The following is a 17,575-nucleotide window of genomic DNA, read 5'->3' as shown; positions in this document are numbered from 1 at the left end:
GGAGCAGAGACATGGGCTTTCCCAGCTGGGATGACGTCAAAGGGGCAGCGGGCGACGTCCTCGACGCGGCCACACCGATCGACGAGATCGTCGACTTCGGCGAGAACATCATGGAGGGCGACATCATCGGGGCCGGGGGCAACATCCTCGATGCGCTGACTCCGGTCGACGAGATCGTCAGCGCGGGATCCCACCTGTTCGGCGGGCCGGACGACGTGGGGATATCGGACCTCACCGACGGCGTGTACGAGAAGCTGCCGGTGATCGAGGGGGAGTCGGCTCTTCCCGAGCCCTCGCCGCAGCCGAAAGCCTCGTCGTTCGGCGCCGAGGGGGAGTTCGACGTCAAGACCGAGTTCCTGCGCAAGGATGCGGGAATCTGGGATACAGCGGCATCCACCTACGGGGGCATCGCCGGCGCGGCCGACGGCCTGACGATCGATCCGTCGGCATTCACCTTCTTCGGAGTCGAAGCGGCTCAGGCGTACGCGAACTTCCAGGTGACGATGGCTCAGCTGCTGCACACCGCGCCGGATGCGCACACGGGCTTCGCGGACTCGCTGCGTCTGACGGCCGACGCCTATGACAAGAACGACGCCGAATCCGCGACCAATCAGAAGAAGGATGTCGGCGGCGGCGACAACGGCGGCGGAAGCAACGGCGGCGGAAGCAACGGCGGCGGAAGCAACGGTGGCGGAAGCAACGGTGGCGGAAGCAACGGCGGCGGCGGAAGCGTCGGTGGAGGTGGTGGCGGCGGCGGCGGCGGCGGAAGCGTCGGTGGCGGTGGCGGAGCCCAACTCGACGAGCCCAAGATCGACGGCGAGGTCGGTGGAGAGCTCAGTGAGGAGGCTCAGGATGCCATGATCGACGCCAAGGCCGACCAGCTCGATGCCCGCGCCGACGCGCTCGACAAGCAGGCCGACCAGGCGGACGCGCATGCCGAGAAGGCGCAGGAGCACAGCGAGGCGATCGAGAAGCAGATCGACGCGCTCGAGGAGCGCGCCGCAGAGCTCGATCGCAGTGCGACGGACACCGAGCGGCGCGCGACCGAACTGGACCTCAAGTCCGAGCAGCAGATGGAGGCCGGTGACTCCTCCGGGGCGCTGCAGACTCGCACCGAGTCGGCTGCGCTGCGCGCCGACGCAGCCGCTCAGCGCGCCGAAGCCGCAGAGATCCGCGAGCAGGTCGAGAAGCTCGAGGCTCAGCAGGACGAGGCGACGGAGGAGATGACCGACGCCCGCGAGGACGCCGCCGAGCTGCGCGACAAGGCCGCTGAACTGCGTGATCAGGCTGCTGAACTTCGTGATCAGGCTGCAGGCGACGACTCGGGAGCCCAGGTCGTGGCTGACGTCGATGCGGGAACCGAGACCAACGTCGACGGGGATGTCTCCGGCGACCTCGATATCGCGCCGGCACCTGAGACGGACATCGACGCGGAGCCGGTGCCCGACGCGAGCACCGACGGACAGCCGGATGCCGCCGGTGACGACGACCTCACGACTCTGCCCGCTGAGGGTGAGATCGAAGGCGACCCGACGGCACAGCCCGTCGAAGGCGACCCGACGGCACAGCCCGTCGAAGGCGACCCGACGGCACAGCCTGTCGACGGCACGCCCGACGACAGCACTCCCGTCGACGGTACGCCCGACGGCGAGCTGGCCCCCGGCGGGCACGTCGATGTCGACCCCATCGGCGTCGACCAGGATCCGATCCCCGGTGACGGCGGCATCGACAGCGCGCCGCTGCTCGCCGAGCCGGCACCCGGGACCCTGCCCGCAGAAGGCGGCGTCGGGGTGCAGCCTGTTCGCGCGACCGGAGACACCGTCTCCGGATCGGCGGGGGCGGCATGGCAGAGCCGGCTCGGCCAGTGAACGTGAATCGACGAAGCAGAAGGAAGGTTTGACATGCGTCCCACTCCTGGCCCCAGCAGCCACTCCACGAGCCGCAGGCACGCTGACGGCAATGACTCGACCGCCCAGAATGCGGAGGAGTCGCAGTCGGAATTCGAGCGATTCACGGACTTCATCAACACGGTCGTCGACATCATCAACGGCGGCATATCCGGCATGCTGGATCTGGTGCTGCCCGACGGGATCATGGAGAGGATCAACTCCTGGCTCGACAAGATGTTCTCCAAGGTGAACGAGGCGATCGACAAGGCCGCGCAGGTCTTCGCCTACGTCGGAAGCCCCTCCACCCTGCGCAACTCCGGTCTGGACTGGGTGCAGGACGTCGGCACGCCGGCGCAGCAGTGCACCGCCACGTTGCTGCCGACCGTGCTGCCGACGACCGGCAACTGGGAGGGCAAGGCGTACAACGCGTACCGTCTTCGCGTCGACCAGCAGGGGCCCGCCTCGGATGACGTGCTCGCGAAGTGCCAGGACATCAACACCCAGCTCGACAGCTTCGCCGGCGCGATCGAGAACTTCTGGATCGGGATGCTCGGTGCTGTCGCCGCTCTGGTCATCGGCGTGATCGCGACGGCTGTCGAGCTTGCGGGCGTCGTGACGGCGCCGGCTGCGATCGTCACGATCATCGGCGCCGTCGGCTTGTTCGTCACCTTCCTGGTCGAGGCGATCTCTGCGATCATCTCGGCGAACCAGGCCACCTCGTCGTTCGTGGTGGGTGTCACGAACACACTGGCGTCGACCAGCGCCTTCCCGGGCGGAGCCTGGCCGCGTCACACGGCTGCGTGATCGTGGCTGATAGCGAACAGGCCCCGGGGTCCACGCAGCACTCGCTGCTGCTGGACTTCGGCGGCAGGAGCGAGAGCATCGCACCCGGTACGACCTTCGTGATCGGGCGCGGCACGGATCTCTCCATCGACGAGAACCCGTACGTGCACCGGCGGTTCCTCGAGATCGCCGAGCGCGACGGCATCTGGTGGCTGACGAACGTCGGCTCCGGCCTCACCGCCTCGGTGGCCTCCGCGGACGGACTCGCACAGTCATGGCTGGCCCCCGGCGCGTCGATGCCGCTGGTGTTCGACTCCACGACGGTGATGTTCACCGCGGGATCGACGACCTACGAGGTCGCGCTCCGAGCAGCGTCGCCGTTCTATCAGGTGTCCACATCGTGGAGCGCCGTGTCGGCGACGGATGGCGTGGCCGAGCTCCTCTCGCCGATGCAGCGGATCATCCTCACAGCCCTCGCCGAGCCTCTGCTGCGCCACCGCGCAGACGGCGCGGTGGCGCTGTCGTCGATCCCGGACGTGGCCGCGCGCTTGGGTTGGACCGTGGAGAAGCTCGAACGCCGGGTCGGGAGCCTGTGCGACAAGTTCTCGCGTCTCGGCATCCGAGGTCTGAGCCGCGGCAAGGATGGCGAGATCCTCGCCTCTCAGCGTTCCCGTCTGGTGGAGCACGCCGTCGGTGCGCGCATCGTGACGGCGGAAGATCTGGCGCTGCTCGATGCATTCGTCGCACAGGATCGCGTCGTCGTCGGCGCATGAGCGCCACGCGGAGGGACAACACAGGCCAGACCTGGTAGACACGCAGTGGCGCATTCCGCGCCGCGAGGAGGGGCTGCGCATCGCTGACGCGCAGGACGACGAGGAGGAGACCCGGATGAGCACTCCGGCAGGCTGGTACGACGACGGATCCGGGCGGCAGCGGTGGTGGGACGGCGCGCAATGGACCGAGAACTACGCTCCCGCGCAGGGGAACGGCGAAGGTGCGCTCCTCGAGTCGGCGGCTCCGGCGGCATCCGGTCCGGCGCTGGCTCCGACGCTGGGGTTCATCGGGCTCGGCCTGGCCGTGCTCGGCACGATTCTCGCCTGCATCCCCCACGTGGCCACGTTCGTCATCGGACTGGTGGTACTGCTTGCGGCCTTCGTGGTGTCGCTGATCGCGGTGTTCAAGAAGAACACGAAGAAGTGGCCGTCGATCGTCGGCATCATACTTTCGGTGGTGGGCGGAGTGATCGGCTCCATCGTGTTCACGACCGTGCTGCTGCTCAACATCGCCGGCACGGTGCACGAGCATCTGCAGACGGACGCCCCCACATCCATCGAGCAGCCCTCCGAAAGCCCCGGCGCCGACGCGTCTGAAGGCCGTCCTTCTCCGGAAGCGATCGGTCAGGGCTATGTCGCCAACCTGGCGGATGAGGCCGACCTGGACGAGTTCAAGACCCCGGAGGCGGCCGCATGCATCGGCCAGCACCTCTACGACTCCGACCTTTCGGATGGACTGCTTCAGCGGGTCGCCTCCGGTGAGTCCATCACCGAGGAGTCCGTGGAGCCGCAGGACGCCGAGCTCCTCAAGAAGGTGCTGTCAGAAGCCGGATTCGCGTGCGTCTCGCAGTAGGCGCTTCACGGTCTCCATGGGGAATGCTCCCCATGGAGACCGTGAGACGGTCGCGTTAGGATCGTCGCGGGCAGGATCGACGGAGGGAGTACGTGATGGTCAACGCTATGGAAGGCGGCGGTGGTGGTGGCGTGCAGATGGACGCAGACACGGCCGACAGCCAGACAAAGCTCATCATCGAGAGCCGCCAGTCCGTTGCGGAATCGCGCAAGGTGATGGCGAGTCTCGGCGAGGGGCAGACGGCGGTGCTCTGGACGGACGACGGAAGGTCCGTCGACCTCATGAGGGAACTGAAGGCGCGGTACGACGCGGCGCAGCTGTGGCTCGACTCGATCGACAGGAGCCTCGACGAGGCGGCACGGAACCTGAACAAGGCCATTTCGGAGACCACCCAGCTCGATGCCGACCAGAAGGTGCAGTACCAGAACCTGCTGTACCGCGCTGTCGGCACGACCACGCCTAAAGGCCCGATCGCGGTCTGACCGGAGGACATCATGGGACAGAATCTGGAACGACTCGGACGGTTGCAGATCAATCGCAGCGACATCTTCGTCGGAGTCTTCCGCAACGTGCAGACGGTGCAGCGGAAGACCACGGCCGAGGTGATAGACACGGCTTCGGCCGGAGTGCAGAAGGCTGCGCGCACCGAGGGCTTCGAGGGCAGTCTCGGCGACGCGATCAGGGCGAGACTCGTCGAGATCCACAAGGACATCCAGAACTTCACGGAGTATCAGGCGAAGCTCAATCAGGCGATCACGCTCGCCAACGAGGCGCTTCAGGAGACCGCTGTCAGTGCGAGCGGCATCCCTGATGCCGGTCTGACCTCCACCCAGCAGAACACACTCGACATGGCGACCAAGACGGAGAGCCCCGTTCAGGTCTCTCCGGGTGTCACGATGACTCCCGCGCAGGCAGCGATGCACTACCAGGAGCAGGCAGAACTCGAGCAGGAGGAAGCCGCCCGCAAGCTCGCCGCCGCGCTCGACGCGCGGCTCCTGGAGATCATCGGTGGTCTGCCCGTGTCGGCATACGACGAGAGACCGCCGGCCTCTGAGGAAGAGGACGGTGGCGGAACCAGCGGTGACCCGACCGCCGATGAGTCCGGAACGGGTTCGGGTGTGACCGGTCCTGGTGTGACCGGTCCTGGTGTGACCGGCCCGGGAACGAACACCGGCACAGGGAACAACACCGGAACGGACGACGGCGGGTCCAACCAGACGACCATCCGCAATCCCCCGGGCACGGACACGATCATCCGCGACCCGAACCGGCCGGAACTGCCGCCCGGATACCCGACCTGGTACCCGCCCGAAGGCCCCAACATCGACGGTGGGACCGGCGTGGTGCCGACTCCCGGTACCGGCGGACCGGCACCGATCGGCTTCCCCGGACCCGGTGTCGGCACGGGACCCGGAGGGATCGGCCCGGGCGGGATCGGCCCCGGCGGGATCGGCCCGGGTGGCATCGGCCCCGGCGGGATCGGCCCTGGAGGAGTCGGCGGACCCCGAGGCGTCGGCGGAGCCGGCGGCGGTGTCGCAGGCGGGCTGGGTCGAGGCCCTGGCGGAGTCAACGGCGTCGGAGGCCTCAACGGTGGAGCGGGAGCAGGCACGGCCGGCTCCGGTGTCGCCGGGGGCGCGGGTGCGGCTGGATCCGCCGGGGGCACCGGCCGTGGCGGGATGATGGGCGGTGGCGGGCTTGCCGGAGGAGCCGGAGGCGGCAAGGGCGGTAAGAAGAACCGCCGCCGGGGCCAGGACCTCACGGCCTACGAGCTCGAGGATGAGGACGACGACGTGATCACGGACATCGGAGCCGCAGGATCCGCAGGACGCTCGGACTCCGACGGCCGCGAAGATCTCGGCTGGTGACCGACTGACAGGCGAGAACCGCCCACCGAGCGGGTGGGCGGTTCTCGTGTCTCGGACGCCGCATGCGGCGGAGGGCGCACGGGCGGGCGATCAGCCCCTGGTCACTCTGCGGCGACGCGGATGACGCAGTCGCCCAGCTGCAGTGCCATGCCGGGCATGAGGCTGAATCGCTGGTGCGGCGTCATCGGCCCTGAACGTCCGTCTTCGGTGCGCAGCAGGGAGCCGTTGCCCGATCCCAGATCCTCGAACCAGGCCTGACCGTCCACGACGCCGAATCGACCGTGTGTCCGCGAGACGGAGCGGTCGCCGTCCGGCACCGCGACCAGCACGGCATCCGCGCGCTCCCCCTCCGGCAGAGCCGGGGCGCGACCGATGTATCCGATCCCGGTGATCGGCACGGTCATGCCGTTCTGGAACTGCAGCGTCACCGCGGCGACGGGCGCCGGCGTGGGCTGAGGCGCAGGGGGTGCGTACTCCGACGCGGCCTGCCGTGGTGCGACCTGATCCGGAACGGCGGCGGCCGCTGCAGGCGCTTCGGGCGCGACGGCGACGACCGGCGCGGCGGGCACCTGCACGGCGGGCGAGGCAGTGTTCGGGGCGGCCGCGGAGCGGTCGACGACACGGCGGAACGCGAGCTCGGCATCCCCACCCAGGACGAGCACGTCCCCGGGAACCAGGAAGAACGGCGTCTGCGGCCTGAGCTCGGTGACGCTGCCGCCGAGGTGACGGACCGAGGCGCCGTTGGCGGACCCGAGATCCTGCACCCAGAGCTCGCCCTCCTCCACGCCGAAGGAGGCATGCGTGCGGGACAGCGATCGTGCGCCGTCGGGCACGCGCACCAGGATGGCCTCCGGGATCGACTCGGGGGCGCGGGGCGCGCGGCCGACGAAGCCCAGGCCCGTCACGCGGATCACGGTGCCGTCCGCGAGCTCGAACACCGGCACGGTGGCGGCTCCCGTCGGAATGTACGGGGCCTCGGCCGGCGCCGCGGGCGCAGCCGGGACGACGGGCACGGCGCCGACTGCGCGGGCCTCATCCAGTGGCGCGCGCGTGATCACCTTCTGTCCGGATGCCGCATCCGGGGTGGTGTCGCTGATGCGGGTCTCCAGGCTCGGAGCGCCGCCCAGCGCTGCTCCGCCCGCCCGGCGCACCAGACGGACGTCGATCACGCGCGCGCGGGCGACTCCGTCCAGAGCACCGGATGCGGCGAGCCCCACCGGCAGCAGGACCGGGATGACGTGCGAGAGCCCCAGCAGAAGGCTGCGCAGCAGCAGCCGGGGCGCCCCGACGCTGAGCAGATTGCCGCGCTGGACTGTGCGGATGCCGCAGGCGAGGCTGCCCGGCGTCGCACCGGTGTGTCCTTCCCAGATCCACGCGGCGACCCACAGTTCGATCACGGAGACCGCGACGAGCAGAACGGAACCGGTGAAGAACCAGACCAGCAGTCCGACCACTGCGACGATCGCCACGTCGATCAGGTACGCGCCGGCGCGCTTGCCCGCCGAGGCATTCACCCTCGCCGTTCCCTGCGTGCGCAGCGGCGGGGCGGCAGGCGGGGAGAGGCGCGCAGCGGGCGGGGAGAGCGTCACAGGGAGACCTCCAGGATCTGTCCGGCGATTCCGGAACCGTACACGAGTGCGGCGGGTGAGAGCCCGAGCAGGAGCGCTTCGACGATGTCGCCGGTTCTCGACCAGCCCAACGAGCGCCAATCGCGGGAGAGCGGCACCGTCATGCATCCGATGATCACGCCGGCGACGACCAGCAGGAGTGCGACGATCAGCGGGCTCACCTGCAGCGCCGCGACCAGGGCGATCGCCGAGAGCACGGTGATCAGCGTGCCCGCGATCAGTGCGGCGCCCCTCGACAGTCCGTCGCGCACCTTGCGCGAGGTCAGCAGGAAGTAGCATCCGATGCCCAGTGCCCCGCCCAGAACGCACCAGCCTTCGACGGTGCCGGGCCGGGCCGACTGCAGTGCGTGCATCGCGGAAAGAACGGCCAGCACGCAGGCCATCACGGTGCCCGCTTCGGAGCGCCTGCGCGCGCGGAGGATCTGCCGCGCCGCGCGATCAGCATGGATCGCGGCCGGTTCGCGGGGCGTGCCGGCGCGGATGCCGAGGGCGTCGCGGATGACGAAGGGCGTGTCGATCAGATCATCGGCGTCGGCATCCAGTGCACCGCCGCGCATGTAATGGAAGATCGGTGCGGCGCAGGCGAGCTGCAACGCCGTGAGGGCCGCCGCAGAGACCCCGGCGATGAATCCCGCCGCGTTGACGACGGCGAAGACGGCCCACAGGGCGGCGATCACCGCTGTCGCGCCGGTGGCATAGAATCCGTGCACTTGCGCACGGGCGTGTCGGATGCAGGCGACGGTCGCACCGGCCACCATGCCGGCCGCCATCATCGCACCGGCATCCCCGAACCCGGAGAGCGCCACGGCACCGCCGCCAGCGGCGAGCAGGGGAGCGAAGAACGCGATGTAGGTGTTCTCGTCCCGCACCGGGTGCGCCAGCAGCGCCACGGAGCCGGCCAGCAGCGACACGGCGGCGACCACGATGATGACGGGCGAGCGCGTGATGATCGCACCGAGCATCATGCTCGCGGCGACCGCCACGAGCAGGCTCAGCATCGACCAGCGACCGCGCACCGGTGTGGTGCGAGCGGTGGACGCCAGCTGGGACGGGCCGGTCTCTGCCGCGGACGCGGCAGTGCGGTCGAACAGCCAGATCACACCGCCGTCGCCGGGAGTGACCGAGACCTCGCTGTCGAGTTCGATGGCGGCACCGGATGTGGTCGTCCCGACGAAACGGGTCAGATCCACGCCCCCGACGGTCAGCAGTTCTGCGACGGTGGAATCGGACGGAACGACCAGATCATGACGGCTGTGCGCATCGGCGACAGTGAGACGAACTGTCTTCGCTGCCATGCCCAGCCCCTTGACGTTCTTCGGCACGACACCGATTCATGCCCGCATCCTGACACAATAGTAGCGACTTGAGGAGGGCTTGTCGTGAGCAACACCACCAGCCGACGTGCGCCGAAACCCCCGGCCGGCGGCCAACTCACCCTGCAGCAGGCGCCGGAGCTTCCCAAGCCCGAGGGTGCGTCCAACACGCTGATGATGGCGCTGCCGATGGTGGGCAGCCTGGGTTCGGTCGCCGTGCTCTCGCTCACCCAGGGCGGTGATCCCACCCGCACGTACATCATGGGCGGGATGTTCATCTTCATGGCACTGTCGATGGTCGGCGGGCAGATGTGGCGGCAGAAGGCGCAGCATTCCACGAACGTCGAGAACACGAGACGCGAGTATCTCGCGTACCTCTCAGAGACGCGCGATGCCGTCCGCGAGGTCGCCAGCCGTCAGCGCAGGTACGAGGAGTGGATGCTGCCGGCACCCGAGACCCTGCCATTCATCGTCGAGGAGGGCTCGCGGGTGTGGGAGCGCACCGTCAGCGATCCCGAGATGCTGACGGCGCGGCTCGGCACGGCCACGCAACCGCTCGCAATGACTCTGGACGAGGCGCCGATCCCGGCACTGGCGCAGCTCGACCCGGTGAGCGCGTCGGCCGCCCATCGCTTCGTCCTCACCCATGACGAGGTCACCGACCTGCCGTTCTCCGTCAACATCTCCACCTGCGCGAAGCTCGAAATCGTCGGCGAGACCGTCCGCGCCCGTGGTCAGGTGCGCGCAGTGGTCGCGCACCTGGCGACCTTCGTTGCGCCTGAGGACCTGCAGATCGCCGTCATCGCGGCGCCCGAGGACCTGCCCTACTGGGAGTGGATGAAGTGGCTTCCGCACGCGCACTCCGACACGGTCTCGGATGCCGTCGGCGGGGCGCGCCGGATCGGATCGGCGTGGTCGCAGATCGAGCCCCTCGTCACGGACATCCGCTCGCGCGGTCCGGTCAGCGGCCAGGCAGGTCGCTCTCTGCCGCACCTCGTCGTGATCACCGACGGCGTGAGCCTTCCCGCCGGTCACCCGCTCACAGAGGAAGGCGGGGTGGACGGCGTCACAGTCTTCGACATCCCGCGCAGCTGGGGTGAGCTGACGGACTCGTTCACGATCCGCCTCGTCATCGACGATACGGCCGAGGGTGCACCACGGCTCACCGTCGCGCGGCGCGGAGTGGGGGCGGTTCAGGCATCGCCGGACTTCCTGGGAATCGCCTCCGCGGAAGCGGTGGCCAGGCGGCTGACCGGCCTCGTCGACGTCGTCGAGGAGGAGGACGCGTCGGGAGGTGGAGCCCGCACCATCTCCGCTGAGCTCACCGATCTGCTGGGGCTGCCCGACGTGCGCGACTTCGACCCCGATGTGGCGTGGAAGCCGCGATCGGCCCGCGACCGCCTGCGCGTACCGATCGGCCTCACCGCGGCCGGCCAGCCGATGATCCTCGACATCAAGGAATCGGCTCAGCAGGGCATGGGCCCGCACGGCATGCTGATCGGTGCGACCGGTTCGGGAAAGTCCGAGGTGCTGCGCACGCTGGTGCTCGCACTGGCGATGTCGCACTCCTCGGAGGCTCTGAACTTCGTGCTGATCGACTTCAAGGGCGGTGCGACCTTCGCCGGCATGGCCGACATGCCGCACGTGTCCGCCGTCATCACGAACCTCGGCGACGACCTGACGCTCGTGGATCGCATGCAGGATGCGATCCAGGGCGAGATGACCCGTCGCCAGGAGCTGCTGCGCGACGCGGGCAACTTCGCCAACGTCACCGACTACGAGGCCGCGCGCAAGGGCGGTCGCACAGACCTCAAGCCGCTGCCCGCACTGCTGATCGTCGCCGACGAGTTCTCGGAGCTGCTGGCGGCCAAGCCCGATTTCACCGAGCTGTTCGTCGCCATCGGTCGACTCGGCCGCTCGCTCCAGGTGCACCTGCTGCTGTCGACGCAGCGCCTCGAGGAGGGCAAGCTGCGCGGGCTGGAGTCCCACCTGTCCTACCGGATCGGTCTGAAGACCTTCTCGGGCGCGGATTCGCGTGCGGTCATCGGCGTTCCCGATGCGTTCACGCTGCCGGGCGGCGGTGGTCACGGCATCCTGAAGTCGGATGCCGAGACGCTCACCCAGTTCCGGGCCGCGTACGTCTCCGCATCGCCGAAGACGCGCAGACGCCGCGGAGGACCCTCGCCGGAAGTGATCGGGAGCGATCAGCCGGTGCGTGCGATCGAGGCGCGCGCCTTCACTGCGGCGCCGGTGATCGTCGAGGAGCAGCCCGAGGACGAGCCGGCGGTGGTCCCTGAGATCTCGGGCGGCGAGCCACCCGAGAAGCGGGTGACCTTCGACATCGCCGTCTCGCTGATGAAGGGCAAGAGCATTCCGGCGCACCAGGTGTGGCTGCCTCCGCTGGAGGTGCCGCCCACGTTCGACGAGATGCTCGGAGACCTCGCCGAGGATCCGCAGATGGGCCTCATCTCGGCGCGGTGGCGCCAGGCGGGCCCGTTGACGATCCCGCTGGGCATCGTCGACCGGCCGCTCGAGCAGCGTCGCGACAGCCTCGTCATGAGCCTGGTCGGCGCCGGCGGCCACCTCGCCATCGTCGGCGGGGCGCGCAGTGGCAAGAGCACCCTGGCGCGCAGCGTACTGACGGGCATCGCCCTGACGCACACTCCGCAGGAGGTGCAGTTCTACGTCATGGACTTCGGCGGCGGCACGTTCGCGCCTTTCTCGAAACTGGCGCACGTGGCCGGCGTGGCCGGCAGGAACCAGCCGGACGTGCTCCGGCGGATGTTCCAGGAGGTCGTCGGCATCGTGAACGCGCGCGAGCGGTACTTCACCGCCAACGCGATCGACTCCATCGAGACCTATCGGCGGATGCGGGCTCAGGGGCGCGCGGACGACGGCTATGGCGATGTGTTCCTCATCATCGACGGCTGGCCGACAATCCGGTCCGAGTTCGACGAGATGGAGTTCGAGATCCAATCGCTGGCCGGGCGGGCGCTCACCTACGGTGTGCACCTCGTGGCCACGACCACGCGCTGGATGGATTTCCGAACCGCCATCCGCGACACGTTCGGCTCCAAGCTCGAACTGCGCCTCGGCGACACCAGCGACTCCGAGATCGACCGCAAGATCGCCGCCAACGTGCCGACGGGGCGCCCGGGTCGAGGCCTCGCCCCTTCCAAGCACCACATGCTCACAGCGCTGCCGCGCATCGACGGGTCAGGAGACCCCGGCATGCTCAGCGAAGGCGTCGAAGACATGATCACGCGCGTCAACGCGGCCTGGAAGGGCCCGCGCGGACCCAAGCTGCGCCTTCTGCCCGAGATGCTCGAGCTCCCAGAGCTGCAGCGTCTCGCGGCGGGCACTCCCGCCGAGAAGCAGGTTCTGCTCGGTGTGGACGAGGCGGAGCTCGCTCCGACCTCCTTCGACACGGTGCGCAATCCGCACGTGTACCTGTTCGGCGACAGCCAGTCGGGCAAGTCGAGCTTCCTGCGCGGTTTCGCGCGGGAGATCATGCGCACCAAGACGGTGAAGGAAGCGCAGTTCTTCGTGGTCGACTACCGGCGTGCGCTGCTCTCGGAGATCCCCGACGAATACCTCGCGGGGTACTACACGACGGCGCAGCAGGCATCCGAGGAGCTGGGCGGACTGGCCGAGTACCTGCGCGGCCGACTGCCGGGCACCGACGTGACGCCGCAGCAGCTGCGGGATCGCTCGTGGTGGTCCGGGGCTGAGGTGTACGTGCTGGTCGACGATTACGACCTGGTGAACACCCAGTCCGGCAATCCCGTCGCCGTCCTGCAACCGCTGCTGGCCCAGGCCACGGATGTCGGGCTGCACCTGACGCTCACACGCCGCTCCGGCGGTGCCTCGCGCTCCACGTTCGAGCCGGTGATGCAGACCCTGCGTGACCTCGCAGCACCCGGCATCCTGCTCTCGGGCAGTCCGGACGAAGGTGGACTGCTCGGCAACATCAAGGCGTCGATCGCCGTGCCCGGCCGGGCGAAGGTGGTCACCCGCGAGCGGGGTCTGCAGATCATGCAGCTTGCCTACGCACCGCCGTCCCACTTGTGATCTCGTCATGGGGAGGACTGCGTGGGCAGTGCTACCCATAGGCGTCGTCGGATTCGAACCGTAAGGTGATATCTGTCGCCGGGCATCGGCGTCACGGCCCACAGGGCTGAGGTATTCGGGGCGGACAAGCCCTCAGGATCAGGAGGTGACCGTGGTAGGAGAGATTTCTGCAGCGGATGGAGCCCTGCAGCGTGGCGCCAAGATCGTCGGTGAGTCGAAGATCGAGATCGTCACAGAGTTGAACGCGATCGCGAACAAGTTGTCCGGCATCAATGCGTCGTGGACGGGTGGTGGATCAGACGCCTTCCAGAAGACGTTCGCCGCATGGGGCGAGAAGTCTCGTCGCATCACGAACGCACTGGACGAGTTCCAGCAGAATCTGCTGGACTCGCAGACGACCTACAGCCAGACCGACGACACGTCGCGTGCGGCTCAGACCAAGCTCATGGGCCGTCTCGGCTGAGACTGAAGGGATACAGATCATGGCTGATGATGGTTACAAGGTCAATTTCGGCGCTGTCGACACGGCAGGTACCGACCTGGTCACGGGTGCGAGCAACATCGAGACCAAGCTGAACGACATGGAAACGGCGCTGAAGCCGCTTCAGGCGGACTGGACCGGTGACGCTTCCGAGGCGTACGTCCAGGCGAAGATCAAGTGGAACCAGGCGCTGACCGAGATGAAGGCGCTGCTGCACGATATCGGTCGTCAGGTCTCGCAGGACTCGCAGGACGCGCAGTCCAACGAGAACAAGAACAAGACCCGCTGGTGATGTTCTGAGCGCAGCCCTCGCGGGCAGTGCTTCTACCGGCTGTCATCCCTCAGGGGATGGCAGCCGGTTCTTCGTGTCCGGAACGTTCTGTCCTGGGCGGACGCCGCCGTCAGCGCCCGGCGTCGGCCAGGTGCCGCGCGTGGTGGCTGAGGACCTTGACCATGATGCCGCGGCGGCGCAGCTCGGTGACGGTGCGGGCCTCTTCGTCGAGGTCGCGGCCGAGCGCGTGCACGTTCGCGACGACGAGCACATCGCCGCGCTGCAGGGTGTCGAGCAGGCGGGACAGCCGGTCACCCCAGCTCTCCAGGATCTCGGGTGCAGGGTGCCGGAATCCTTCGATCGGCACGCCGAATCGGGTCAGGTCCTCGCGCTGCTGGGTGACCGACGGCATCCCGTCTCGTGAGACGACCAGGCCGACCAGGCGGGTCCCCTCCGGGCGGGCGGACCACCAGTCGTGATCGTCGTTCGCCAGGCACTTCGGGCAGGTGGCGGCGGCATGCGGCAGATGCAGCGGGCTGGTGAGAGCCTCACCCAGCTCGGCATCCGTCGTGCTTTTCGCGTCGCTCATCGTCCTACCTCCGGCATCCATTCTGCCCCGGCCTCCATTGTGCCCGAGACCGTCGACAGTCGCCGGACCGGTCACAGCATCCCGAGTTCCCGCACCGCATCTCGCTCCTCGACCAGCTCAGCGACCGACGCGTCCACGCGCGCCCGCGACCACTCATCCAGCTCCAGACCCTCGACGATCTGCCAGCGTCCGCCGACCGATTGCACGGGGAACGAGGAGATCAGCCCCTCCGGCACGCCGTACTCGCCGTGCGAGACGACACCCGCGCTCGTCCAGTCGTCGGTGCCGTGCACCCAGTCGCGCACGTGGTCGATCGCAGCGCTCGCCGCGGATGCCACAGACGACGATCCGCGCACGTCGATGATCTCCGCGCCGCGCTTGGCGACCCGCGGGATGAACTCCGACTCCTGCCAGACGCGCCCCACGCGTGCGGCGAGGGCGTCCGTGAGCGGCTGGCCGTCGATGAGCGCGTGCGAGATGTCGGGGAACTGGGTGGCGGAGTGATTGCCCCAGATCGGCACCCGGGTGATGCTCGCCACCGGGGCGTCCAGGGCGAGGGCGAGCTGCGCCCGAGCGCGGTTCTCGTCCAGCCGGGTGAGCGCCGTGAAGCGCTCAGCGGGAATCCCGGTGGCGGCGGATGCGGCGATCAGCGCGTTCGTGTTGGCCGGGTTGCCCACGACGGCGACGCGGATGTCGGATGCCGCGTGCGCGGCGATCGCCGCACCCTGCGGGCCGAAGATGCCGGCGTTCGCCGCAAGCAGGTCGCCGCGCTCCATTCCGGGGCCTCGCGGGCGCGCACCGACCAGCAGGGCGAGGTTCGCGCCGTCGAATCCGATGGTGGCGTCGTCGGTGACCTCGACGTGCTCCAGCAGAGGGAAGGCCCCGTCCTGCAGCTCGAGGGCCGCGCCCTCCGCGGCGCCGAGCCCCTGCGGGATCTCCAGCAGTCGCAGTCGCACGCGCTCCTCCGGACCGAGCATGTCGCCTGCCGCGATGCGGAACAGCAGCGCGTAGCCGATCTGTCCGCCGGCACCCGTGATCGTGATCGTCGTCGCCATACTCAGAGCCTACGTCCGTGCATACCGGCGATGGGCGGGGTACCTTTTCTGCATGACCTTCAATCCCGACGCCGACATCTCGGGCAACACCACCCGTCGCCGAGGCCGCAACACCGCCATCGCCGCAGGAGGCGGCGTCGGCGTGCTCGGCATCGTCGCTCTCGTCGTCGCCATGCTCGGCGGACCCGACCTGACCGGTCTCGTCGGCGGAGCGCCCGGAGGGCAGGAGCAGCCGGCCGCGACCGGCGAGAACACGCTCAGCGAGTGCGACACCGGCACGGACGCCAACACGAACGACGACTGCCGGATGGCCGGCGCGGAGGTCGTGCTCAACGAGTACTGGACGAAGCACGTCGACGGCTATGTGGCGCCGAGCCTCACGGTCGTGGACGGGCAGACACCCACGCAGTGCGGCACGGCATCCAACGCGGTCGGCCCTTTCTACTGTCCGCCCGAGCAGGGCGTGTACATCGATCCCACCTTCTTCCAGCTCATGCAGCAGCAGTTCGGGGCGTCGGCGGGTGAGCTCGCCCAGCTGTACATCGTCGGGCACGAGTGGGGCCACCACATCCAGAACATCACCGGGGTCATGGACAGATACCCCAACAACGGCACCGGGCCGGAGAGCAACGGAGTGCGCACCGAGTTGCAGGCCGACTGCTACGCGGGCGCGTGGCTCGGCGACGCCACCGAGCTCACCGACGACAACGGCGAGCGCTACCTCGAGCCGTACACGGATGCGCAACTGGCGGATGCCGTGAACGCTGCCTACACCGTCGGCGATGACCACATCCAGGAGCAGTCCGGCGGGTTCGTCAGCCCGGAGAGCTTCACCCATGGCACCAGCGAGCAGCGCAAGTACTGGTTCGCGAACGGCTACAAGAACGGCCTGGGCGTCTGCGACACGTTCGCGCCGGGAGTGAAGCTGTAGCTCCAGGCGGTTCTCCCGCGCGGTATACCGGATCCGGGATACGGTGATGGTGCCCGATCCACGGGTGACTCGGGGGAGTGAAGCATGGAACTGGACGGACTGTATCCGCCTATCGAGCCGTATGAGACGGGCGACCTGCTCGTCGGTGATGGCAATCGCATCCACTGGGAGCAGAGCGGAAATCCCGACGGCAAGCCCGTCGTCTTCCTGCACGGCGGCCCGGGCGGCGGAACCTCTCCGTGGCAGCGGCGCTTCTTCGATCCGGAGGTCTACCGGATCGTGCTGTTCGACCAGCGCGGCTGCGGCCGCAGCACCCCGCACGCCAGCGACCCGAACGCGGACCTGCGCTTCAACACCACCTGGCATCTGGTCGCCGACATCGAACTGCTGCGCAAGAACCTCGGCATCCGCACCTGGCAGGTGTTCGGCGGCTCCTGGGGCAGCGCTCTCGCGCTGGCGTACGCGCAGGCGCATCCGGATGCCGTCAGCGAGCTGGTGCTGCGCGGCATCTTCACTCTGCGTCGCCATGAGCTGGAGTGGTTCTACGAGGGCGGCGCCGCAGCCCTCTTCCCCGACCTCTGGGTGGACTACGAGTCGGTGATCCCGCCGCTGGAGCGAGGCCGGATGATCGAGGCGTACCACCGGCGGCTCTTCGACCCGGATCCTGCCGTGCACGTGCCGGCGGCGGTCGCGTGGACGAAGTGGGAGGCGTCGACCGTGACGCTGCGCCCGGATGCCGAGCGCGTCGCCGGGGCGACGGACGCCACGCACGCGACGGCGTTCGCGCGCATCGAGAACCACTACTTCATCAACGGGGGCTGGCTCGAGGAGGGCCAGCTGATCGCCAACGCCGGCATCATCCGCGACATCCCGACCGTGATCGTGCAGGGGCGCTACGACGTGTGCACGCCGATCATGACCGCGTGGGATCTGCACAAGGCGTGGCCCGAGGCCGAGGTCGTTGTGGTCGACGACGCCGGGCACTCGGCAACCGAACCCGGCATCGCCCACGCGCTGCGCGCCGCGACCGACCGCTTCGCCACGCGCCCCTGACCCCACAGAGCCCGTCTATA

15 protein-coding genes are annotated in these 17,575 nt (G+C 68.8%); 11 read left to right on the top strand and 4 right to left on the bottom strand.

Features of this window, described 5'->3' with window-relative positions; all coding sequences use genetic code 11:
* Positions 1-11 precede the first annotated feature (11 nt).
* The 6 genes from QF046_RS09235 to QF046_RS09210 all read left to right on the top strand — a co-directional run bounded on the left by QF046_RS09235 (position 12) and on the right by QF046_RS09210 (position 6,163).
* Complete coding sequence (locus tag QF046_RS09235) at positions 12-1,868, top strand: type VII secretion target (RefSeq protein WP_307368902.1); 1,857 nt, start codon at positions 12-14, stop codon at positions 1,866-1,868.
* 33 nt (positions 1,869-1,901) lie between these two features.
* Positions 1,902-2,693: a hypothetical protein gene (locus QF046_RS09230; protein WP_307368900.1), complete on the top strand. Its 792-nt coding sequence runs from the start codon at positions 1,902-1,904 to the stop codon at positions 2,691-2,693.
* 2 nt (positions 2,694-2,695) lie between these two features.
* Positions 2,696-3,445 (top strand): hypothetical protein, encoded by a 750-nt coding sequence (locus tag QF046_RS09225; RefSeq protein WP_307368897.1) that lies wholly within the window; start codon positions 2,696-2,698, stop codon positions 3,443-3,445.
* A gap of 115 nt (positions 3,446-3,560) precedes the next feature.
* A complete protein-coding gene (locus QF046_RS09220) occupies positions 3,561-4,298 on the top strand; it encodes a DUF2510 domain-containing protein (protein ID WP_307368894.1) in 738 nt (245 codons plus the stop codon).
* A gap of 92 nt (positions 4,299-4,390) precedes the next feature.
* Positions 4,391-4,780, top strand: coding sequence for a hypothetical protein (locus QF046_RS09215; protein WP_307368892.1), 390 nt, complete (start codon positions 4,391-4,393; stop codon positions 4,778-4,780).
* Between the two features lie 12 nt (positions 4,781-4,792).
* A complete protein-coding gene (locus QF046_RS09210; RefSeq protein ID WP_307368885.1) occupies positions 4,793-6,163 on the top strand; it encodes a hypothetical protein in 1,371 nt (456 codons plus the stop codon).
* Between the two features lie 101 nt (positions 6,164-6,264).
* On the opposite strand, the gene QF046_RS09205 is transcribed toward QF046_RS09210, so the two are convergent.
* Positions 6,265-7,752, bottom strand: a complete 1,488-nt coding sequence (locus QF046_RS09205; RefSeq protein ID WP_307368882.1) for an FHA domain-containing protein — start codon at positions 7,750-7,752, stop codon at positions 6,265-6,267.
* Positions 7,749-9,086, bottom strand: coding sequence for a hypothetical protein (locus tag QF046_RS09200; RefSeq protein ID WP_307368879.1), 1,338 nt, complete (start codon positions 9,084-9,086; stop codon positions 7,749-7,751). The genes QF046_RS09205 and QF046_RS09200 overlap by 4 nt, the downstream gene beginning before the upstream one ends.
* 84 nt (positions 9,087-9,170) lie before the next feature.
* Between QF046_RS09200 and eccCa the strand changes: the two genes are divergently transcribed.
* From eccCa to QF046_RS09185, 3 genes are all read left to right on the top strand, one after another.
* Positions 9,171-13,175 carry a type VII secretion protein EccCa gene (eccCa, locus tag QF046_RS09195; RefSeq protein WP_307368876.1) on the top strand — a complete coding sequence of 1,335 codons (4,005 nt, stop codon included), beginning with the start codon at positions 9,171-9,173 and terminating at the stop codon, positions 13,173-13,175.
* A gap of 145 nt (positions 13,176-13,320) precedes the next feature.
* Complete coding sequence (locus QF046_RS09190) at positions 13,321-13,638, top strand: WXG100 family type VII secretion target (RefSeq protein ID WP_307368873.1); 318 nt, start codon at positions 13,321-13,323, stop codon at positions 13,636-13,638.
* Between the two features lie 19 nt (positions 13,639-13,657).
* Positions 13,658-13,948, top strand: a complete 291-nt coding sequence (locus tag QF046_RS09185) for a WXG100 family type VII secretion target (protein WP_307368870.1) — start codon at positions 13,658-13,660, stop codon at positions 13,946-13,948.
* A 109-nt stretch (positions 13,949-14,057) separates the two neighbouring features.
* On the opposite strand, the gene QF046_RS09180 is transcribed toward QF046_RS09185, so the two are convergent.
* Together QF046_RS09180 and QF046_RS09175 are read right to left on the bottom strand one after the other, a co-directional pair.
* Positions 14,058-14,516, bottom strand: coding sequence for a recombinase family protein (locus tag QF046_RS09180; RefSeq protein ID WP_307368867.1), 459 nt, complete (start codon positions 14,514-14,516; stop codon positions 14,058-14,060).
* 71 nt (positions 14,517-14,587) lie between these two features.
* Positions 14,588-15,571 (bottom strand): malate dehydrogenase, encoded by a 984-nt coding sequence (locus QF046_RS09175; protein ID WP_307368865.1) that lies wholly within the window; start codon positions 15,569-15,571, stop codon positions 14,588-14,590.
* A gap of 52 nt (positions 15,572-15,623) precedes the next feature.
* On the opposite strand from QF046_RS09175, the gene QF046_RS09170 reads away from it, so the two are divergent.
* Both QF046_RS09170 and pip read left to right on the top strand, forming a co-directional pair.
* The gene (locus tag QF046_RS09170) at positions 15,624-16,502 is read left to right on the top strand and encodes a neutral zinc metallopeptidase (protein ID WP_307368862.1); all 879 of its coding nucleotides are present in this window, start codon (positions 15,624-15,626) and stop codon (positions 16,500-16,502) included.
* Between the two features lie 84 nt (positions 16,503-16,586).
* Positions 16,587-17,555, top strand: coding sequence for a prolyl aminopeptidase (gene pip / locus QF046_RS09165; protein WP_307368857.1), 969 nt, complete (start codon positions 16,587-16,589; stop codon positions 17,553-17,555).
* The last annotated feature ends 20 nt before the right edge of the window (positions 17,556-17,575 follow it).

Origin of the sequence: Microbacterium sp. W4I4, from assembly GCF_030816235.1 — a bacterium.
GTDB lineage: Bacteria > Actinomycetota > Actinomycetes > Actinomycetales > Microbacteriaceae > Microbacterium.
Note: the sequence above shows the minus strand (reverse complement) of the source record. Positions and strands in the feature narration are given on the sequence as shown.